Below are 15,624 nucleotides of genomic sequence, written 5' to 3'. Positions count from 1 at the left end.
GCCGGTGTCCGGACCCGATGCCGCCCACCTGACAAACAGCTTCCCTTCGACTTCAGGCAGTGCCGCAGACGATGACCAAACTGAACACCTACCGCTCCGGTCCCGACGAGCGCGGGCATTTCGGAATCTTTGGCGGCCGCTTCGTCGCCGAGACGCTGATGCCCCTGATCCTGGAAGTCGAGAAGGCCTATCGCGACGCGCGCGCCGATCCCGCCTTCGAAGGGGAGATGCGCCAGCAGTTGAAGCAGTATGTCGGCCGGCCCAACCCGCTCTATTACGCGGAACGCCTGACCGAACGGCTGGGCGGCGCCAAGGTCTACTTCAAGCGCGAGGAGCTGAACCACACCGGCGCGCACAAGATCAACAACTGCATCGGCCAGATCCTGCTGGCCCGGCGCATGGGAAAGACCCGCATCATCGCCGAGACGGGCGCCGGCCAGCATGGCGTGGCGACCGCGACGGTCTGCGCGCTCTACGACATGCCCTGCGTCATCTACATGGGCGAGACCGACATCGCCCGCCAGCAGCCCAACGTCTTCCGCATGAAGCTGCTGGGCGCCGAAGTCCGGCCGGTGACGTCGGGCAGCGGCACGCTGAAGGACGCGATGAACGAGGCGCTGCGCGACTGGGTCACCAACGTCTCCGACACCTTCTACATCATCGGCACCGCCGCCGGCCCGCACCCCTATCCCGCCATGGTCCGCGATTTCCAGTCGGTGATCGGCGACGAGGTGCGCACCCAGATGCAGGAACTGGAAGGCCGGCTGCCCGACAGCCTGGTCGCCTGCGTCGGCGGCGGCTCCAACGCCATCGGCCTGTTCCATCCCTTCCTCGACGATCCCTCGGTGCAGATGATCGGCGTCGAGGCCGCCGGCCGCGGCATCGAGAAGGGGCCGCTCGACCATGCCGCCTCGATCAACGGCGGCCGTCCCGGCGTGCTGCACGGCAACCGCACCTATCTGCTGCAGGACGAGGACGGCCAGATCCTGGAAGGCCATTCGATCTCCGCCGGCCTCGACTATCCCGGCATCGGGCCGGAGCACAGCTGGCTGCATGACGTGGGCCGCGTCGAATACGCCTATGCCACCGACCAGGAGGCGCTGGACGCCTTCCAGCTCTGCGCCCGCACCGAGGGCATCATCCCGGCGCTGGAGTCCGCCCACGGCCTTGCCGAGGTGATCAAGCGCGCACCGAAACTGCCCAAGGACCACCTGATGGTGCTGTGCCTGTCGGGCCGCGGCGACAAGGACATCTTCTCCGTCGCCAAGCATCTGGGAGTGGAACTGTGAGCGCCGACATTTTGGCCGATGGCCGCATCGCCCGCCGTTTTGCCGCGCTGAAGGCGGAAGGCCGCGCCGGTCTGGTCACCTTCATCACCGCCGGCGATCCCGATCCCGTCGTGTCGCAGGCGGTGCTGAACGGCCTGCCGGCCGCCGGCGCCGACCTGATCGAGCTGGGCATGCCCTTCACCGACCCGATGGCCGACGGTCCGGCGATCCAGGCCTCCTCGCTGCGTGCGCTGAAGTCTGGGATGACGGTGCGCAGGACGCTGGAGATGGTCCGCGGCTTCCGCAAGCTGGATGCCGACACCCCGATCATCCTGATGGGCTATTTCAACCCGATCCATGCCTATGGGGTGGAGCCCTTCCTGGCCGCCGCACGCGAGGCCGGGGTCGACGGACTGATCGTCGTCGACCTGCCGCCGGAAGAGGACGAGGAGCTTTGCCTGCCGGCGGTGAAGGCCGGCGTCAGCTTCGTCCGCCTGACGACGCCGACCACCGACGAGGCGCGCATGCCCGCCGTGATGCGCAACACCTCGGGCTTCGTCTATTACGTGTCGATCGCCGGCATCACCGGCACCGCCAGCGCGTCGAACACCGCCATCGACGCGGCGGTCGCCCGGCTGAAGCGCCACACCGACCTGCCGGTCGCCGTCGGCTTCGGCATCAAGACGCCGGACCAGGCCGCCGAGGTCGCCCGCGTCGCCGATGCCGCCGTGGTCGGCTCCGCCATCGTCACCCGTCTGGCCGACGGGCTGGCCGATGGAGTTGACGGGGCCGGCGCCGTCAAGCCGGGCACGGTCGAGGACGTTCTGGGCTTCGTCGGCGAGCTGGCCAAGGGCGTGCGCGCGGCGCGGGGCTGAGGGACGGACGGTTTACAACGACGGCAAACCGCTTTACGACACCTGCAACACGATCGCTCATGGCGACGACCGGCTGAAGAGCCCGGTGCGGCACGGACCCGATGTCCGGCCGCCGCCGGGCTTCGGCGTACCGCCATGTCGTTGAAAGGCGTTCCATGAACTGGCTTACCAACTACGTCCGCCCCAAGATCCGCGCGCTCTATGCCCGCAAGGAAGTGCCCGACAACCTCTGGCACAAGTGCCCGAGCTGCGAGTCGATGCTGTTCCACCGCGAGCTGGAAGAGAACCTGCACGTCTGCCAGCATTGCGGCTTCCACATGCGGCTCGGCCCGGTCAAGCGGCTGGAGACGATGTTCGACGACGGCGCCTATGAGGGTGTCGAGCTGCCGAAGTCGGTTGCCGACCCGCTGAAGTTCCGCGATCAGAAGCGCTACACCGACCGCCTGAAGGAAGCCCAGACCAAGACCGGCCGCACCGACGCCATCGTCGTCGGCGAGGGCCGCATCGGCGGCCATGCCGCCGTGGTCGCCGCCTTCGACTTCGGCTTCATGGGCGGGTCGATGGGCATCGCCGTCGGCGAAGGGCTGCTGACCGCCGCCCGTCTGGCGGTGGCGAAGAACGCCCCGCTGATCGTCGTTCCGGCATCGGGCGGCGCCCGCATGCAGGAAGGCATCCTGTCGCTGATGCAGATGCCGCGCACCACCATCGCGGTGGAGATGGTCAAGGAAGCCGGCCTGCCCTACATCGTGGTGCTGACCGACCCGACCACCGGCGGCGTCACCGCCAGCTTCGCCATGCTGGGCGACATCCACATCGCCGAGAAGGGCGCGCAGATCGGCTTCGCCGGCGCCCGCGTGATCGAGAGCACGATCCGCGAGACCCTGCCGGAAGGCTTCCAGCGTTCCGAATATCTGCTGGAGCACGGCATGGTCGACATGGTCGTCCACCGCCGCGACCTGCGCCCGACGCTGGTCCGCACCATCGGCCTGCTGATGACCCCGCGGATCGACGCGGTGGTCGAGGATCTTGACCTGACCGCCGCCCAGGGTGCAGTCCAGGGCGTCGGCGGCGAACCGGCCCAGCTGCCTCAGGGGGCGGTGGCCCAGCCGGGCACGCCGCAGCCGGGTCTGCCGCCTGCCACCCAGGCGACCGCGGCCCAGCCGGCCTCCGCGGCGGAGCCGGTCCAGGCCGGCGACGACTGACCGGCAACACCCCCGCGGCCGTACCCCCGCGACCATCCGACCAGAGACGATCATGAGCGACGCCCCCACCCCGCTGGCCAACCCGTCCGCAAGGCTGGCGGCGACCCGTTCCGACCCGGTGCTGGATCGGTTGAAGGGGCTTCACCCCAAGGTCATCGACCTGTCGCTGGACCGGGTGCACCGTCTGCTGGCGGCGCTGGACCATCCGGAGCGGAAGCTGCCGCCGGTGGTCCATGTCGCCGGCACCAACGGCAAGGGATCGACGGTCGCCTTCCTGCGCGCGATGCTGGAGGCGGCCGGTCATCGCGTCCATGTCTACACCTCGCCGCATCTGGTCCGCTTCCACGAGCGCATCCGTCTTGCCGGGCGCCTGATCGACGACGATCATCTGGCCGCCCTGCTGGAGGAATGCGAGGTCGCCAACGCCGGCAACCCGATCACCTTCTTCGAGGTGACGACGGTCGCGGCCTTCCTCGCCTTCTCCCGCGTGCCGGCCGACGTCGTGCTGCTGGAGACCGGCCTGGGCGGGCGGCTGGACGCCACCAATGTGGTGGACAGGCCGGCGGTGACGGCGATCACCCGCATCTCCTACGACCACCGCCAGTTCCTGGGCGACTCGCTGCTGGAGATCGCCAGCGAGAAGGCCGGCATCTTCAAGCCCGGCATCCCGGTGGTCCTGGCGCCGCAGCCGGAAGCCGACGCGCTGAAGGCCTTGAACCTGCGCGCCAACGCCATCGCCGCCCCGATCCAGAGCTGGTCGGTGGAAGAGCGTCCGGACGGCTTCCGCTTCGAGAGCGCCAGACGGCGGCTCGACCTGCCGATGCCCGGACTGGCCGGCGCCCACCAGATCATCAATGCCGGCGTCGCCATCGCCTGCCTCGACCATCTGCCGCTGGCGGTTGACGACGAGGCGGTGCGCCGCGGCCTTGCCGGCGTCGAATGGCCGGCCCGTCTGCAACGGCTGACCCGCGGCCCGCTGGCCGAAAGCCTGCCCGCGGGCTGGGAACTGTGGCTGGACGGCGGCCACAACGATTCGGCGGGCGAGGTTCTGGCCCGGCAGGCGGTCGACTGGTCGCACGGGCAACCGGATGAGGGATCGGATGGCGGCTCTTCCCTGCCGCTGCTGCTGATCTACGGCATGCTGTCCAGCAAGGATCCGTTCGAGTTCCTGGGACCCCTGGCCCCCTTCACCCATTCCCTGCGCGCGGTAGCGATCCCCGGCGAGGAAGCCAGCTTCACCGCCGAGGAATCCTGCGAGACCGCCAATCTCTGCGGCATCCGCGACCACGCCGCCGCCGACGGGGTGGACGCAGCCCTTGCCGATCTGGTGGCCGGCCGCCAGACCCCGGCGCGCGTGCTGATCTGCGGCTCGCTCTACCTTGCCGGGACGGTGCTGGCGGAGAACGGGTGAGCCTTTCGAGTTTTCCAATCATGGATGCCGGCGGACCATCGCGTCCGCCGGCAACGTCTGCTGGCTGCACAAGGCCCAAAACGAAAAAGCGGGCCAGATGCCGTTCCCGGCAACGCCCGCTGACCTTCTATCAACTTGTCTCACCCTTCCAGGGAAGGGGAAAATGGTGGAGCCGAGGAGGATCGAACTCCCGACCTACGCATTGCGAACGCGTCGCTCTCCCAGCTGAGCTACGGCCCCACACTCACACCGTTGCGTCTTCGTCGCCCCGGCGTGGCGCGGATATTGTCCATCGCAGGGGATGCTGTCAAGCGCTTGATTCAGAAAAAATGACGTGTGCGTGCGATGACGTGGGAGGGGGCTCGGGATGGGGCGCAGGGCGGGACGCAGCGTGGGGCATAGGACGGCCGATCCGCCGCAGGCTGCCCGGCCGATCGGCGGGCCGCCGTACTGGACAGGTCTCGCCGCTTATGCTTAGGGTGCCCGGAAAAGGCTGGCGCCCGCTGCGCAACCCTCTGCGCGCGGCCGTCGCAAAAACCGCACTGGAGCTGGCCCGGCATGATCGCGCTGTATTTGCTCATCAACACCATCCTCGACCTGTTCTTCTGGGTCCTGATCCTGTCGGCGATCCTCAGCTGGCTGGTGGCGTTCAACATCGTGAACACGCGCAACCGCGCGGTCTACCTGATCGGCGATTTCCTGTACCGCATCACCGAGCCGGTGCTGCGCCCGATCCGCCGCGTCCTGCCCAACCTGGGCGGGCTGGACCTGTCGCCCATCGTCGTGCTGCTGGCGATCTCCTTCATCCAGAACCTGATGGCCCAATACTGGCCGCGCTTCTGACCGTGGCATCCTCCTCCCCCTTCGAGGCGGTGGCCGACGGGCTGCGGGTGGCGCTGCGGGTGACGCCCAAGGCGTCGCGCAACGCTATCACCGGCACGGCCGATGCGGTCGATGCGAAGGGGGAGGGGAAACGGGTGCTCAAGCTGGCGGTCACGGCGGTGCCGGAAAACGGCAAGGCCAACGAGGCCGTCATAAAACTGTTGTCGAAGGCATGGAAACTGCCCAAGACCAGCCTGACCGTGGTGGCCGGCGCCACCGACCGGAACAAGATTTTGCATGTGGCGGGCGACCCGGCGGCATTGCTGGCGCGGCTGTCGCCCCTGATCGACGATGTGGGCAGCGAGGGTGGAGAGTAGCATGGCGGACTCGAAGATCATCGACGGCAAGGCCTTTGCGGCCGGCCTGCGTGCGCGGGTGGCGAACGGCGTGGCGGCGTTGAAGGCCAGCCACGGCGTCACCCCCGGTCTGGCCGTCGTGCTGGTGGGCGAGGATGCGGCCAGCCAGGTCTATGTCCGCTCCAAGGAGCGGGCGCTGGTCGAGCTGGGCATGAACAGCTTCGACCATCACGAGCCGGCCGACATGGCCGAAGCCGACCTGCTGGCGCTGATCGACCGCCTGAACGCCGACCCGGCCGTGCATGGCATCCTGGTCCAGCTGCCGCTGCCCAGGCACATCGACACCCAGAAGGTGCTGGCCCGCATCGTCCCGGAAAAGGACGCCGACGGCTTCCACGTCGTCAATGCCGGCCTGCTCGCCACCGGCCAGCCGGGCGCCATCGTCCCCTGCACGCCGCTGGGCAGCCTGCTGCTGATCCGCGACACGCTGGGCCGCGACCTGAAGGGCAAGCGCGCGCTGGTGCTCGGCCGCTCCAACATCGTCGGCAAGCCGATGGCGCAGTTGCTGCTGCAAGCCGACTGCACGGTGACGCTGGCCCATTCCCGTACGGCCGATCTGGCCGGCGAATGCCGCCGCGCCGACATCCTGGTGGCGGCGGTCGGCCGGCCGGAGATGGTGCGCGGCGACTGGATCAAGCCGGGCGCCACGGTGATCGACGTCGGCATCAACCGCGTCCCGGCGGCGGAACCGGGCAAGACCCGTCTGGTCGGCGACGTCGCCTTCGACGAGGCGGTGAAGGTCGCCGGCGCCATCACGCCGGTTCCCGGCGGCGTCGGCCCGATGACCATCGCCTGCCTGATGCTGAACACGCTGGCCGCGGCCTGCCGCGCCGCCGGCGCGCCGGTGCCCGAAGAGGCTGCCCTTTGATCACCGTCCATGCCCGTGCCGAAGACGGGCGGGTGGTGCGCCAGCCGCTGGAACTCGGCGAGCCTTTGCCGGGTGGCGCTGTCTGGATCGACCTTCTGCGTCCGACCGAAGCGGAGCGCGCCCATGTCGGCGCGCTGACCGGCTGCGACCTGCCGACGCGCGAGGAGATGAAGGAGATCGAGGCCTCCAGCCAGCTCTATGTCGAGGGGGAGGGGATCTACATGACCTCTCCCATCATTTCGCGCGCCACCTCGCCCCATCCGGAGCAGGGCGAGCTGACCTTCGTGCTGACCCCGCGCCACCTGATCACGCTGCGCTACACCGAACCGCTGCCGGTCATCACCTTCGCCGCCCGCTGCGTCCGCCAGCCTGAACTGCTGGCGACCGGGGAGAGCGCGCTGTTCGGGCTGCTGGACGCGGTGATCGACCGGGTCGCCGACGTGCTGGAACTGGTCGGCGGCCGCATCGACGAGCTGTCGGCCCGCGTCTTCGACGATTCGCTGGACGGCGGCGGTTTCGGCAAGGCGGCCAAGAAGCCCGACGAGCTGCAGGACGTGCTGCGCGGCATCGGCCGGGCCGGCGACCTGACCCACAAGGTGCGCGACAGCCTGGCCGGCCTCGACCGGCTGGTGGTGTTCATGACCTCGGTCAGCGGCGGGCGGCTGAACAAGGACCAGAAGACCGCGCTGAAGACGATGACGCGCGACTTGCGGTCCCTGACCGAACATGCCGGCTTCCTGGCGCACGAGGCGAACTTCCTGCTCGACGCCACGCTCGGCCTGATCAACATCGAACAGAACGCCATCATCAAGATCTTCTCGGTCGTCTCGGTGGCGCTGATGCCGCCGACGCTGATCGCGTCCGCCTATGGCATGAATTTCAAGCACATGCCGGAACTGGACTGGGAGTTCGGCTACCCGATGGCCATCCTGCTGATGGTGTTGTCGGCGGTGGTCCCGCTCTGGTACTTCCGCCGGCGCGGCTGGCTGTAAACCCACCTTACAACAGGGAAATCCCGCCGATGACGACCATCCTGCCCGACGCCGCCCTCGACGCGCTTCTGGCGCAGGATGTTCCCTACGGCGACCTGACCACCGGCTCGCTCGGCATCGCCGCCCGTCATGCCCGCATGAGCTTCGCCGCCCGCGGCGCCATGGTGCTGGCGGGGACGGAGGAGGCGGCACGTCTGGTGGAGAGGGCCGGCGGCCGGGCCCTGCGCGTCGAGCCCAGCGGCACCGCCGTCGAGGCCGGAACGCTCTTCCTCGAGGCGGACGGCCCGGCCGGGGCGCTGCACCATGCCTGGAAGGTGGCGCAGACGTTGGTCGAATACGCCTCCGGCATCGCCACCCGCGCCCGCCGCATCGTCGAGGCGGCTCCCGGCGTGACCGTCGCCTGCACCCGAAAGAACTTCCCCGGTGCGAAGGATCTCAGCGTCAAGGCGGTGCAGGCGGGCGGGGCGGTGATGCACCGGCTGGGCCTGTCGGAAACGCTGCTGGTCTTCCCCGAACACCGCGCCTTCCTGAGCGACGCTCCGGAGGCCTGGATCGCCGCGCTGCGCCGCAAGGCCCCGGAAAAGAAGATCGTGGTGGAGGTCGGGTCGATGGAGGAGGCCGTGGCCTTCGCAGAGGCCGGCGCCGATGTGATCCAGCTGGAAAAGCTGCCGCCCGCCGCCGCCCGAGCGGTGATCGAGGCGACAAGGCACCTGACCCCGCCGCCGGTGGTGGCCCCGGCCGGCGGCGTGACCGAGGCGAACGCCGCCGCCTATGCCGCGGCCGGCTGCCGCCTGCTGATCACCTCGGCCCCCTTCTTCGGCCAGCCCGCCGACGTGAAGGTCGTGCTGGGGCCGGCGTAAAAGCGAAGCCCGCGACGGCAGGTCGCAGTCACCGGAATTCCTGATTTTGCGAGTGAAAGCGCTTCCGCAATACCTATGCGTGCGCCACAGTGGCGGCGCGGACGGGATGGCGGACTGGCCGCCATCCCCGCCGCTTACGAGGAGTGAAGAGGATGTTGCATATCCTCAAGCTCCTGATCCTCGTTCTGGAGATCGTCAAGCGGCTGCTTGACCTCTACCGGTAAGGATCGGGCCGGCGGGCAGGGGAGGATAGCCCCTGCCCGCCAAGCCTGATATTGCCCCATCCGTGCCTTTAGTCAACCGCCGGTATAGAAGAGACGCTCAGGCCGCCAGCCCGCCGCCCAGTTCGATGCGGACCTCCACCACGCCGGGCTCGTCCAGGTTCTCCTTGCGGACGAACCCCAGCGCGCGGCACATGTTCAGCATGTTGGTGTTCTCGCGCAGAACCTCGCCATAGACCTCCTTGATGCCGCGCGAGCGGGCGTAATCGAGGATCTTGTTCATCATGATGTAGCCCAGCCCCTGGCCCTTCATGTCGGACCGCACCATCACCGCATATTCGGCGCGGCGGTTGTCGGGGTCGGCGGTGATGCGCACCACGCCATACATGATGGTGTCGCCGGTCTGCGGGTCGGGACCGACGGCGATCAGCCCCATCTCGCGGTCGTAGTCGATCTGGGTCAGCCGCGCCGCCGCCTGGTGCGACAGACGCTTCAGCGGGGCGAAGAAGCGCAGGCGCAGATCTTCCGCCGTCTGGTTCTCCACCAGATGGTGCACCAGCGGCTCGTCCTCCGGCAGGATCGGACGGACGAAGAACTGACGGCCGTCCTTGATGGTGATGCGGTCTTCCAGCGACTTCGGATAGGGGCGGATCGCCAGCCTCGCCGCCCCCGCCAGGGCCGGCACGCCGACCTTGATGCGGGCGTCCAGCGCCGTCACGCCCTCTGCGTCGGCCAGCAGCGGGTTGATGTCCATCTCCGCGATCTCGGGGAAATCGACGACCAGCTGGCTGACCTTGTTCAGCGTCAGCGCCACCGCGTCCAGATCGACCGCCGCCCGCGAGCGGTAGCCCTGGAGCTGGCGGTGGATGCGGGTGCGGCTCATCTGTTCGGCCGCCAGCTTCATGTTCAGCGGCGGCAGGGCCAGCGCGTAATCCTCCACCACCTCGACGCCGATGCCGCCCTCGCCGAACAGCAGGACCGGGCCGAACATCTCGTTCTCGGTCATGCCGACGATCAGCTCGTAGGCGTCGGGGCGGACCGCCATCTCCTGCACGGTGAAGCCTTCGATCTTCGCCTCCGGCGCCAGCTCGGCGACGCGGGCCAGCATCGCCTCGGCCTCCGCCTTCACGTCCTCCGGGCTGGTCAGGCCGAGAGCGACGCCGCCGACGTCCGACTTGTGGGTGATGTCGTGCGACAGGATCTTCAGCGCGATCGGTCCGCCGATGACGCGGGCGGCGGCGGCGGCCTCCTCCGGCGTCTGGGCGACGCGGGTCTCGACCACCGGGATGCCGTAGGCGGCCAGAACGCGCTTGGCCTCATACTCGCTCAGCCACTCGCGCTTCTCGGCCATGGCGCGGGAAATCACCTTCTTCACGGTGATCTCGTCGGGCTGGAAATCCTCGGCCACCGACGGCGGGGTCTCCATCAGCAGCTGCTGGCTGCGGCGGTAGCGCACCAGATGCATGAAGGCGCGCACCGCGTCGGACGGGCCGCTGTAGGTCGGGATGCGGGCCTCGGCGAACAGCTTGCGCGCCTCCAAAGCCGACTGGTCGCCGATCCAGCTGGTCAGCACCGGATGGCGGCGCGCCTTGTTGGCCTGCACCGTCTCCGCCACCGCCTGGGCGATGGCCTCGCTGTCGGTCAGGGCGGACGGGCAGTGCAGGACCAGCACGGCGTCGTTGCCGGTGTCCTGCATCAGCGCGTTCAGCGCCTCGGCATAGCGCTTGGGCGTGGCGTCGGCGCCGATGCGCAGCGGGTTGCGGAAGGGGGCGCCGCCCGGCTGCCCCCCACCCGGCTGCGGACCCAGCGCCTTCGCCAGCGCCTCCTGCGTCTCGGGCGCCATGGCGGCGAGCCGGCCGCCGGCCTGGATCAGCTTGTCGGTGGCCATCACCCCCATGCCGCCGCCGTTGGTCAGGATCGCCAAGCGGTCGCCGGTGATCGGCACCCCGGTGCCCAGCGTGCCGGCGGCGTCGAACAGCTCGGCCAGATCGTTCACCCGCAGCACGCCGGCCCGGCGGAACACGGCGTCATAGACGGCGTCGGACACCGCCAGCGCCCCGGTGTGGCTGGCCGCAGCCTCCTGCGCCTCGTCCGACCGTCCGGCCTTGATGACGATCACCGGCTTCTGGCGCGAGGCGGAGCGGGCGGCCGACATGAATTTGCGGGCCTGGGTGATGCTCTCGATATAGAGCAGGATGGCGCGCACGGTGACGTCGGAGGCCAGATAGTCCAGCAAGTCGCCGAAATCGACGTCGCCGCGGTCGCCCAGCGACACCAGATGCGAGAAGCCGATCCCGCGCGAGGTCGCCCAGTCGGCGACCGAGGTCAGCACCATGGAACTCTGCGCCACCAGCGCCACGTCGCCCTTGCGCGGCGCCACCGGCGCGAAGCTGGCGTTCATGCCGCGGCCGGGCACCATGGCGCCCAGGCTGTTCGGGCCCAGCACCCGCATCAGATAGGGCTTGGCGGTGTCCAGCATCGCCTGGGTCTGTTCGGCCGACATGCCTTTGGTCATGACGATGGCGGCCTTGGTCCCGCGCTTGCCCAGCGCGTCGATGGTCGCCGCCACCGTGTCCGGGGCGGTGCAGATGACGCCCAGGTCCGGCGTGATCGGCAGGCTGTCCACCGTCTTGTAGGTCAGCACCCCTTCCACCGCGCGCTCGGTCGGGTTGACCGGCATCACCGGGCCGTCGAAGCCGGCCTGGAACAGATTGCGGGCCACCACCGCTCCCACCGTGCCGGGTTTGCGGCTGGCGCCGATCAGGGCGATGGAGGCGGGCTTGAACAGCTTGTCGAGGTTGCGAACGGTCATGACCGGATCCGGTGCGGGGAAAGACGCCGGCCCCAGTGTGCCATGGGCTACCGACGGTTTTGATGACGAACAGCACAGGACCGGACTTTCATCCCCGCCATTTGCTGCGCCGCAACACTAAGGTCCGGTATGACCATTGGGCAAGAGGCGTTTCGTCGCGCCGTCCTTACTTCGAGGTCCGGCGCCAGGCGTCCGCCGCCACCGCCAGGGACAGCAGCCCCCACAGCACCAGATACTCCACCCCGCCCTTGGCCCAGTACCAGTTGACCCCCTTGGTGGCGATGATGGCATAGGCGGCCACCACCATGCAGCCGGCGGACAGCAGGGCGGTCCAGCGGGTGAAGAAGCCGCCGACGAGCGTCACGAACGCCACGGATTCGCACAGGATGGCGAGACCGAGGAACAGCGGCGCCGGCTCCAGCCCGGCCTTGGCGAAGAAGGCCAGGGAGGCGTCGATGCCGCTCAGCTTCTGGTAGACATGCGGGGCATAGAACAGACCCAGCAGAATGCGCACACCGTTCATCGCCAGCGCCGGTGAGAAGCGGTCGGGCAGAACAGCCGGGCCGATCAGGGCGGCGAGCGGCGATGCGCCATCGGTGGCATGGGACCCTGTAGCGTTTGCGATTCCAGTGGACATGATCGGTCAATCCTTAAAATTCTAGTGAATTTCGCCTGTTTGGCTGGAAAACCGCTGATGGGAATGCTGGCTGACAGGCAGGGGGGCGGAAAGAGTCCGCGACACACCCGGCCATTATTTGAGTTCTTTTATTTCCATCATTGATCCAGCACAATTCACCGTGAAACGGGTTCGGGGAGGACTGCATGAAGGTCGGAATCGTCGGGGCGGGGTTCGTCGGCAGCACCGCCGCCTTCGCCATGGTGACCACCGGCGCGGCCAGCGAGGTCGTGCTGGTCGACATGAACGAGGCGCTGGCCCAGGCCCAGGCGCAGGACATCGCCCATGCCGTGCCCTTCACCCATGCCGTCACCGTCCGTGCCGGCTCCTATGCTGCGCTGGAGGGGGCGGGGGTGGTCGTGCTGTCGGCCGGCGTCGCCCAGAAGCCGGGCGAAACCCGGCTGGAGCTGCTGGAACGCAACGCCAAGGTGTTCGGCGCCATCATTCCGGAGGTGCTGAAGGCGGCCCCCGACGCCGTGCTGCTGGTCGCCAGCAACCCGGTCGACGTGATGACGCAGATCGCCACGCGGATCAGCGGGCTGCCGCGCAACCGGGTCATCGGCTCCGGCACCGTGCTGGACACCGCGCGCTTCCGCGCCCTGCTGGCCGAACAGCTGGCGGTGACGCCGCGCTCCGTCCACGCCCATGTGGTTGGCGAGCATGGCGACTCTGAAGTTCTGCTGTGGTCGAGCGCCACCGTCGCCGGCTTGTCCGTCGAGCAGGCGGCCGCCCAGCTCCGCCGCCGCCTGACGGGCGACGACCGCGCCGCCATCGACGAGGGTGTGCGCCGCGCCGCCTACCGCATCATCAACGGCAAGGGCCACACCGCCTTCGGCATCGGCGGCGGGCTGGCCCGGCTGGTCTCGGCCATTGGCGCCGACGAACGGATGGTGGCGACCTGCGCCATGCTGACCGACGATGTCTGCGGCGTGCCGCAGGTGGTGCTGTCGCTGCCGCGCGTCATCGGCGCCGGCGGCGTGGTGGACACAATCCTGCCCAACCTGTCGGCGGAGGAGGAGACGGCGCTCCGCCGCAGCGCCGAAATCCTGAAGGAAGCCGCCGACGGCGTCGAACGCCGGATGGGCTGGAGCCGTTGACGCTACGTCACAGGATCCGCCGACACATGGTCCTTTAGCCCCGCCGCCAGCCCGTCGAAGACGGCGCGGCAGCGGGGGGTGGAGCGCAGATCCTCGTGCATGGCGACCCACATGCCCATCGGCATGTCGAAGGCGTCGGCCAGCAGCCGGACCAGACCGGGAGTCCGCCGCGCCAGCGGGACCTGGCAGATGCCGATGCCGAACCCGGCCTCGATGGCCGACAGCTGGGCCAGATGGCTGTCGGACCGCAGGGCGAAGCGGGGCAGGGTGAGGCCCGGCGCCCGCCGCATCATGGAGCGGATGTCGGGCGTCTCGCGGTCGAAGCCGATCAGGCTGTGGCGGCCGAGATCCTCCAGACACTGCGGAATGCCGTGGCGGTCGAGATAGTCGCGGCGGGCGTGCATGCCGAGCCTGACGATGCCGATCCGCCTGACCAGCAACGCCTGCTGGTCGGGTTCCACCATCCGCACCGCCACATCGGCATCGCGTTGCAGCAGATCGTCGACGGCGTTCGACAGCACCAGTTCGATCTCCAGGGCGGGGTGGCGTTCGCGCAAGTCTGCCAGGATCGCCGGCAGGATGCGGGCGCCCACCACCTCGCTGGCGGTGACCCGCACCGTGCCGCGCACCTCCGCCCCGCCCCCCGTCGTCCCACCACCCGTCCCGCCATAGCCCGATGCGGTGCGCCACAGGCTGGCCGCCGCCGCGTCCAGCGCCTCCGCCTGCGGTTTCAGCGCCAGTGCCGCGTCGGTGGGATCCAGTCCGTGCGGCGAGCGCACGAACAGCGAGCCGCCGACCGCCTCCTCCAGCGCCGCGACATGGCGGGCCAGCGTCGGTTGTGTCAACCCCAGGGCGCGCGCCGCTGCCGACAGCGACCCTTCGCGGATCACGGCCAGGAAACTGCGGTAAAGGTCCCAACTGGGCGGCGGCTGGCTCATCGATTTCAGTATAGCGGTTAGCCGCAGTTCGACAATTCCGTTCAGCCCTCTCCCAGGTCCATCCTCCTCCATCACCAAGCGGAAGGCGATGGAGGCGGCGATGGCAGGACAGATGACCGGCATGCAGGCGACCGGTAAGGGCAGGATCGCACTGGTTCTGGGGGCGACCGGCGGGGTCGGCGGCGAACTGGCGCGGGCGCTGGCGGCGCGCGGCTGGACTGTGCGCGGCCTGCGCCGCAAGCCGGCCGAGCAGGTGCAGCCGCAGCCGGGCAGCATCGAATGGGTGGTCGGCGATGCGATGAACGCCGCCGACGTGGCGGCGGCGGCCGAGGGGGCGGCGCTGATCGTCCATGCGGTGAACCCGCCCGGCTACAAGGATTGGGACCGGTTGGTTCTACCCATGGTCGACAACAGCATCGCCGCGGCCTGCGCGAACGGCGCCCGCATCCTGCTGCCCGGCACCGTCTACAATTACGGCCCCGACGTCTTCCCACTGATCCCGGAAACCGCGGCGCAGACCCCGCTGACCCGTAAGGGCGCCATCCGGGTGGAGATGGAGCGCCGCCTGCACCGCGCGGTGCAGCAGGGGGCGAGGCTGTTGATCCTGCGCTGCGGCGACTTCTTCGGACCCAAGGCCGGCAGCAGCTGGTTCAGCCAGGGCCTGCTGACGCCCGGCAAGCCGCCGACCCGCATCAACCAGCCGGGCCGGCCGGGGATCGGCCATCAATGGGCCTATCTGCCCGACGTGGCGGAAACGGCGATGCGCCTGCTCGACCGCGAGGCGGAGCTGGGCGACGATGCGACGTTCCACATGGACGGCCATTGGGATGCCGATGGAAGCCGGATGGCCGCGGCCATCGCCCGTGCGCTCGGCAAGCCCGGCCTGCCGGTGCGGCGGATGCCCTGGTGGCTGCTGCGGCTGGCCGGTGTGGCGGTGCCGCTGTTCCGCGAACTCGGCGAGATGCGCTATCTCTGGCAACGCCCGGTGCGGTTGGACAACCGCCGCCTGCTGGCCTTCCTGGGCGAGGAACCGCACACGCCGCTGGACCTCGCGGTGCGCCGGACCCTTGAAGGGCTGGGGCATCTCCCCGCGCAGCCGGCGGACATGCCGGAGGCGGGGAGATGCATGCCCGACCGTGTGGCCTCAGGTCAGCTTGGCTGAATGT

14 protein-coding genes and 1 tRNA gene are annotated in these 15,624 nt (G+C 69.2%); 11 read left to right on the top strand and 4 right to left on the bottom strand.

From position 1 onward, the window contains the following. Nucleotides 1–71: 71 nt before the first annotated feature. The 4 genes from trpB (at nt 72) to ABNQ40_RS29340 (ending at nt 4,756) form a co-directional block, all read left to right on the top strand. Nucleotides 72–1,289: a tryptophan synthase subunit beta gene (gene trpB / locus ABNQ40_RS29355; RefSeq protein WP_109490510.1), complete on the top strand. Its 1,218-nt coding sequence runs from the start codon at nt 72–74 to the stop codon at nt 1,287–1,289. Beyond that, nucleotides 1,286–2,143 carry a tryptophan synthase subunit alpha gene (trpA, locus tag ABNQ40_RS29350; RefSeq protein ID WP_109490511.1) on the top strand — a complete coding sequence of 286 codons (858 nt, stop codon included), beginning with the start codon at nt 1,286–1,288 and terminating at the stop codon, nt 2,141–2,143. The genes trpB and trpA overlap by 4 nt, the downstream gene beginning before the upstream one ends. Before the next feature lie 155 nt (nt 2,144–2,298). Continuing rightward, nucleotides 2,299–3,345, top strand: coding sequence for an acetyl-CoA carboxylase, carboxyltransferase subunit beta (gene accD / locus ABNQ40_RS29345; RefSeq protein ID WP_109490512.1), 1,047 nt, complete (start codon nt 2,299–2,301; stop codon nt 3,343–3,345). 52 nt (nt 3,346–3,397) lie between these two features. Further along, nucleotides 3,398–4,756, top strand: coding sequence for a folylpolyglutamate synthase/dihydrofolate synthase family protein (locus ABNQ40_RS29340; RefSeq protein WP_109490513.1), 1,359 nt, complete (start codon nt 3,398–3,400; stop codon nt 4,754–4,756). A gap of 164 nt (nt 4,757–4,920) precedes the next feature. On the opposite strand, the gene ABNQ40_RS29335 is transcribed toward ABNQ40_RS29340, so the two are convergent. Then, nucleotides 4,921–4,996: transfer RNA gene (locus tag ABNQ40_RS29335), tRNA-Ala, on the bottom strand. 318 nt (nt 4,997–5,314) lie between these two features. Here ABNQ40_RS29335 and ABNQ40_RS29330 point away from each other — a divergent pair. The 5 genes from ABNQ40_RS29330 to modD are packed head-to-tail and all read left to right on the top strand — an operon-like array spanning nt 5,315 to nt 8,714. After that, a complete protein-coding gene (locus ABNQ40_RS29330; RefSeq protein WP_109095889.1) occupies nt 5,315–5,599 on the top strand; it encodes a YggT family protein in 285 nt (94 codons plus the stop codon). Nucleotides 5,600–5,601: 2 nt separating this feature from the next. After that, nucleotides 5,602–5,955 carry a DUF167 family protein gene (locus ABNQ40_RS29325; RefSeq protein WP_158285638.1) on the top strand — a complete coding sequence of 118 codons (354 nt, stop codon included), beginning with the start codon at nt 5,602–5,604 and terminating at the stop codon, nt 5,953–5,955. Between the two features lies 1 nt (nt 5,956). Continuing rightward, nucleotides 5,957–6,862, top strand: coding sequence for a bifunctional methylenetetrahydrofolate dehydrogenase/methenyltetrahydrofolate cyclohydrolase FolD (gene folD, locus ABNQ40_RS29320; RefSeq protein ID WP_109490514.1), 906 nt, complete (start codon nt 5,957–5,959; stop codon nt 6,860–6,862). After that, nucleotides 6,859–7,854: a magnesium transporter CorA family protein gene (locus tag ABNQ40_RS29315; RefSeq protein WP_109490515.1), complete on the top strand. Its 996-nt coding sequence runs from the start codon at nt 6,859–6,861 to the stop codon at nt 7,852–7,854. The genes folD and ABNQ40_RS29315 overlap by 4 nt, the downstream gene beginning before the upstream one ends. 29 nt (nt 7,855–7,883) lie before the next feature. Then, entirely contained in the window at nt 7,884–8,714 is an 831-nt protein-coding gene (gene modD, locus ABNQ40_RS29310) for a ModD protein (protein ID WP_109490516.1), read from the top strand. Nucleotides 8,715–9,035: 321 nt separating this feature from the next. Here the strand turns inward: modD and ABNQ40_RS29305 are convergent, their stop codons facing one another. Together ABNQ40_RS29305 and ABNQ40_RS29300 are read right to left on the bottom strand one after the other, a co-directional pair. Next, nucleotides 9,036–11,747, bottom strand: a complete 2,712-nt coding sequence (locus ABNQ40_RS29305; RefSeq protein ID WP_109490517.1) for a bifunctional acetate--CoA ligase family protein/GNAT family N-acetyltransferase — start codon at nt 11,745–11,747, stop codon at nt 9,036–9,038. Between the two features lie 166 nt (nt 11,748–11,913). After that, on the bottom strand, nt 11,914–12,384 hold the full coding sequence (locus ABNQ40_RS29300) for a DoxX family protein (protein ID WP_109490518.1): 471 nt from the start codon (nt 12,382–12,384) through the stop codon (nt 11,914–11,916). 185 nt (nt 12,385–12,569) lie between these two features. Here ABNQ40_RS29300 and ABNQ40_RS29295 point away from each other — a divergent pair, with 185 nt between their 5' ends. After that, nucleotides 12,570–13,520 carry an L-lactate dehydrogenase gene (locus tag ABNQ40_RS29295; RefSeq protein WP_109490519.1) on the top strand — a complete coding sequence of 317 codons (951 nt, stop codon included), beginning with the start codon at nt 12,570–12,572 and terminating at the stop codon, nt 13,518–13,520. A gap of 2 nt (nt 13,521–13,522) precedes the next feature. Here the strand turns inward: ABNQ40_RS29295 and ABNQ40_RS29290 are convergent, their stop codons facing one another. Next, on the bottom strand, nt 13,523–14,581 hold the full coding sequence (locus ABNQ40_RS29290; protein ID WP_247880131.1) for a LysR family transcriptional regulator: 1,059 nt from the start codon (nt 14,579–14,581) through the stop codon (nt 13,523–13,525). Between ABNQ40_RS29290 and ABNQ40_RS29285 the strand changes: the two genes are divergently transcribed. Beyond that, on the top strand, nt 14,559–15,620 hold the full coding sequence (locus tag ABNQ40_RS29285; RefSeq protein WP_247880132.1) for an NAD(P)H-binding protein: 1,062 nt from the start codon (nt 14,559–14,561) through the stop codon (nt 15,618–15,620). The genes ABNQ40_RS29290 and ABNQ40_RS29285 overlap by 23 nt on opposite strands. Nucleotides 15,621–15,624: the final 4 nt, after the last annotated feature.

Origin of the sequence: Azospirillum sp. A23, assembly GCF_042938965.1 — a bacterium.
GTDB lineage: Bacteria > Pseudomonadota > Alphaproteobacteria > Azospirillales > Azospirillaceae > Azospirillum > Azospirillum melinis.
Note: the sequence above shows the minus strand (reverse complement) of the source record. Positions and strands in the feature narration are given on the sequence as shown.

Coding starts and splice junctions, on each gene's coding strand:
- ABNQ40_RS29305 (WP_109490517.1), bottom strand. CDS start 11,747: ATGACCGTTCGCAACCTCGACAAGCTGTTCAAGCCCGCCTCCATCGCC.
- ABNQ40_RS29285 (WP_247880132.1), top strand. CDS start 14,559: ATGGCAGGACAGATGACCGGCATGCAGGCGACCGGTAAGGGCAGGATC.
- ABNQ40_RS29295 (WP_109490519.1), top strand. CDS start 12,570: ATGAAGGTCGGAATCGTCGGGGCGGGGTTCGTCGGCAGCACCGCCGCC.
- modD (WP_109490516.1), top strand. CDS start 7,884: ATGACGACCATCCTGCCCGACGCCGCCCTCGACGCGCTTCTGGCGCAG.
- trpB (WP_109490510.1), top strand. CDS start 72: ATGACCAAACTGAACACCTACCGCTCCGGTCCCGACGAGCGCGGGCAT.
- ABNQ40_RS29330 (WP_109095889.1), top strand. CDS start 5,315: ATGATCGCGCTGTATTTGCTCATCAACACCATCCTCGACCTGTTCTTC.
- folD (WP_109490514.1), top strand. CDS start 5,957: ATGGCGGACTCGAAGATCATCGACGGCAAGGCCTTTGCGGCCGGCCTG.
- accD (WP_109490512.1), top strand. CDS start 2,299: ATGAACTGGCTTACCAACTACGTCCGCCCCAAGATCCGCGCGCTCTAT.
- ABNQ40_RS29290 (WP_247880131.1), bottom strand. CDS start 14,581: ATGCCGGTCATCTGTCCTGCCATCGCCGCCTCCATCGCCTTCCGCTTG.
- ABNQ40_RS29340 (WP_109490513.1), top strand. CDS start 3,398: ATGAGCGACGCCCCCACCCCGCTGGCCAACCCGTCCGCAAGGCTGGCG.
- ABNQ40_RS29300 (WP_109490518.1), bottom strand. CDS start 12,384: ATGTCCACTGGAATCGCAAACGCTACAGGGTCCCATGCCACCGATGGC.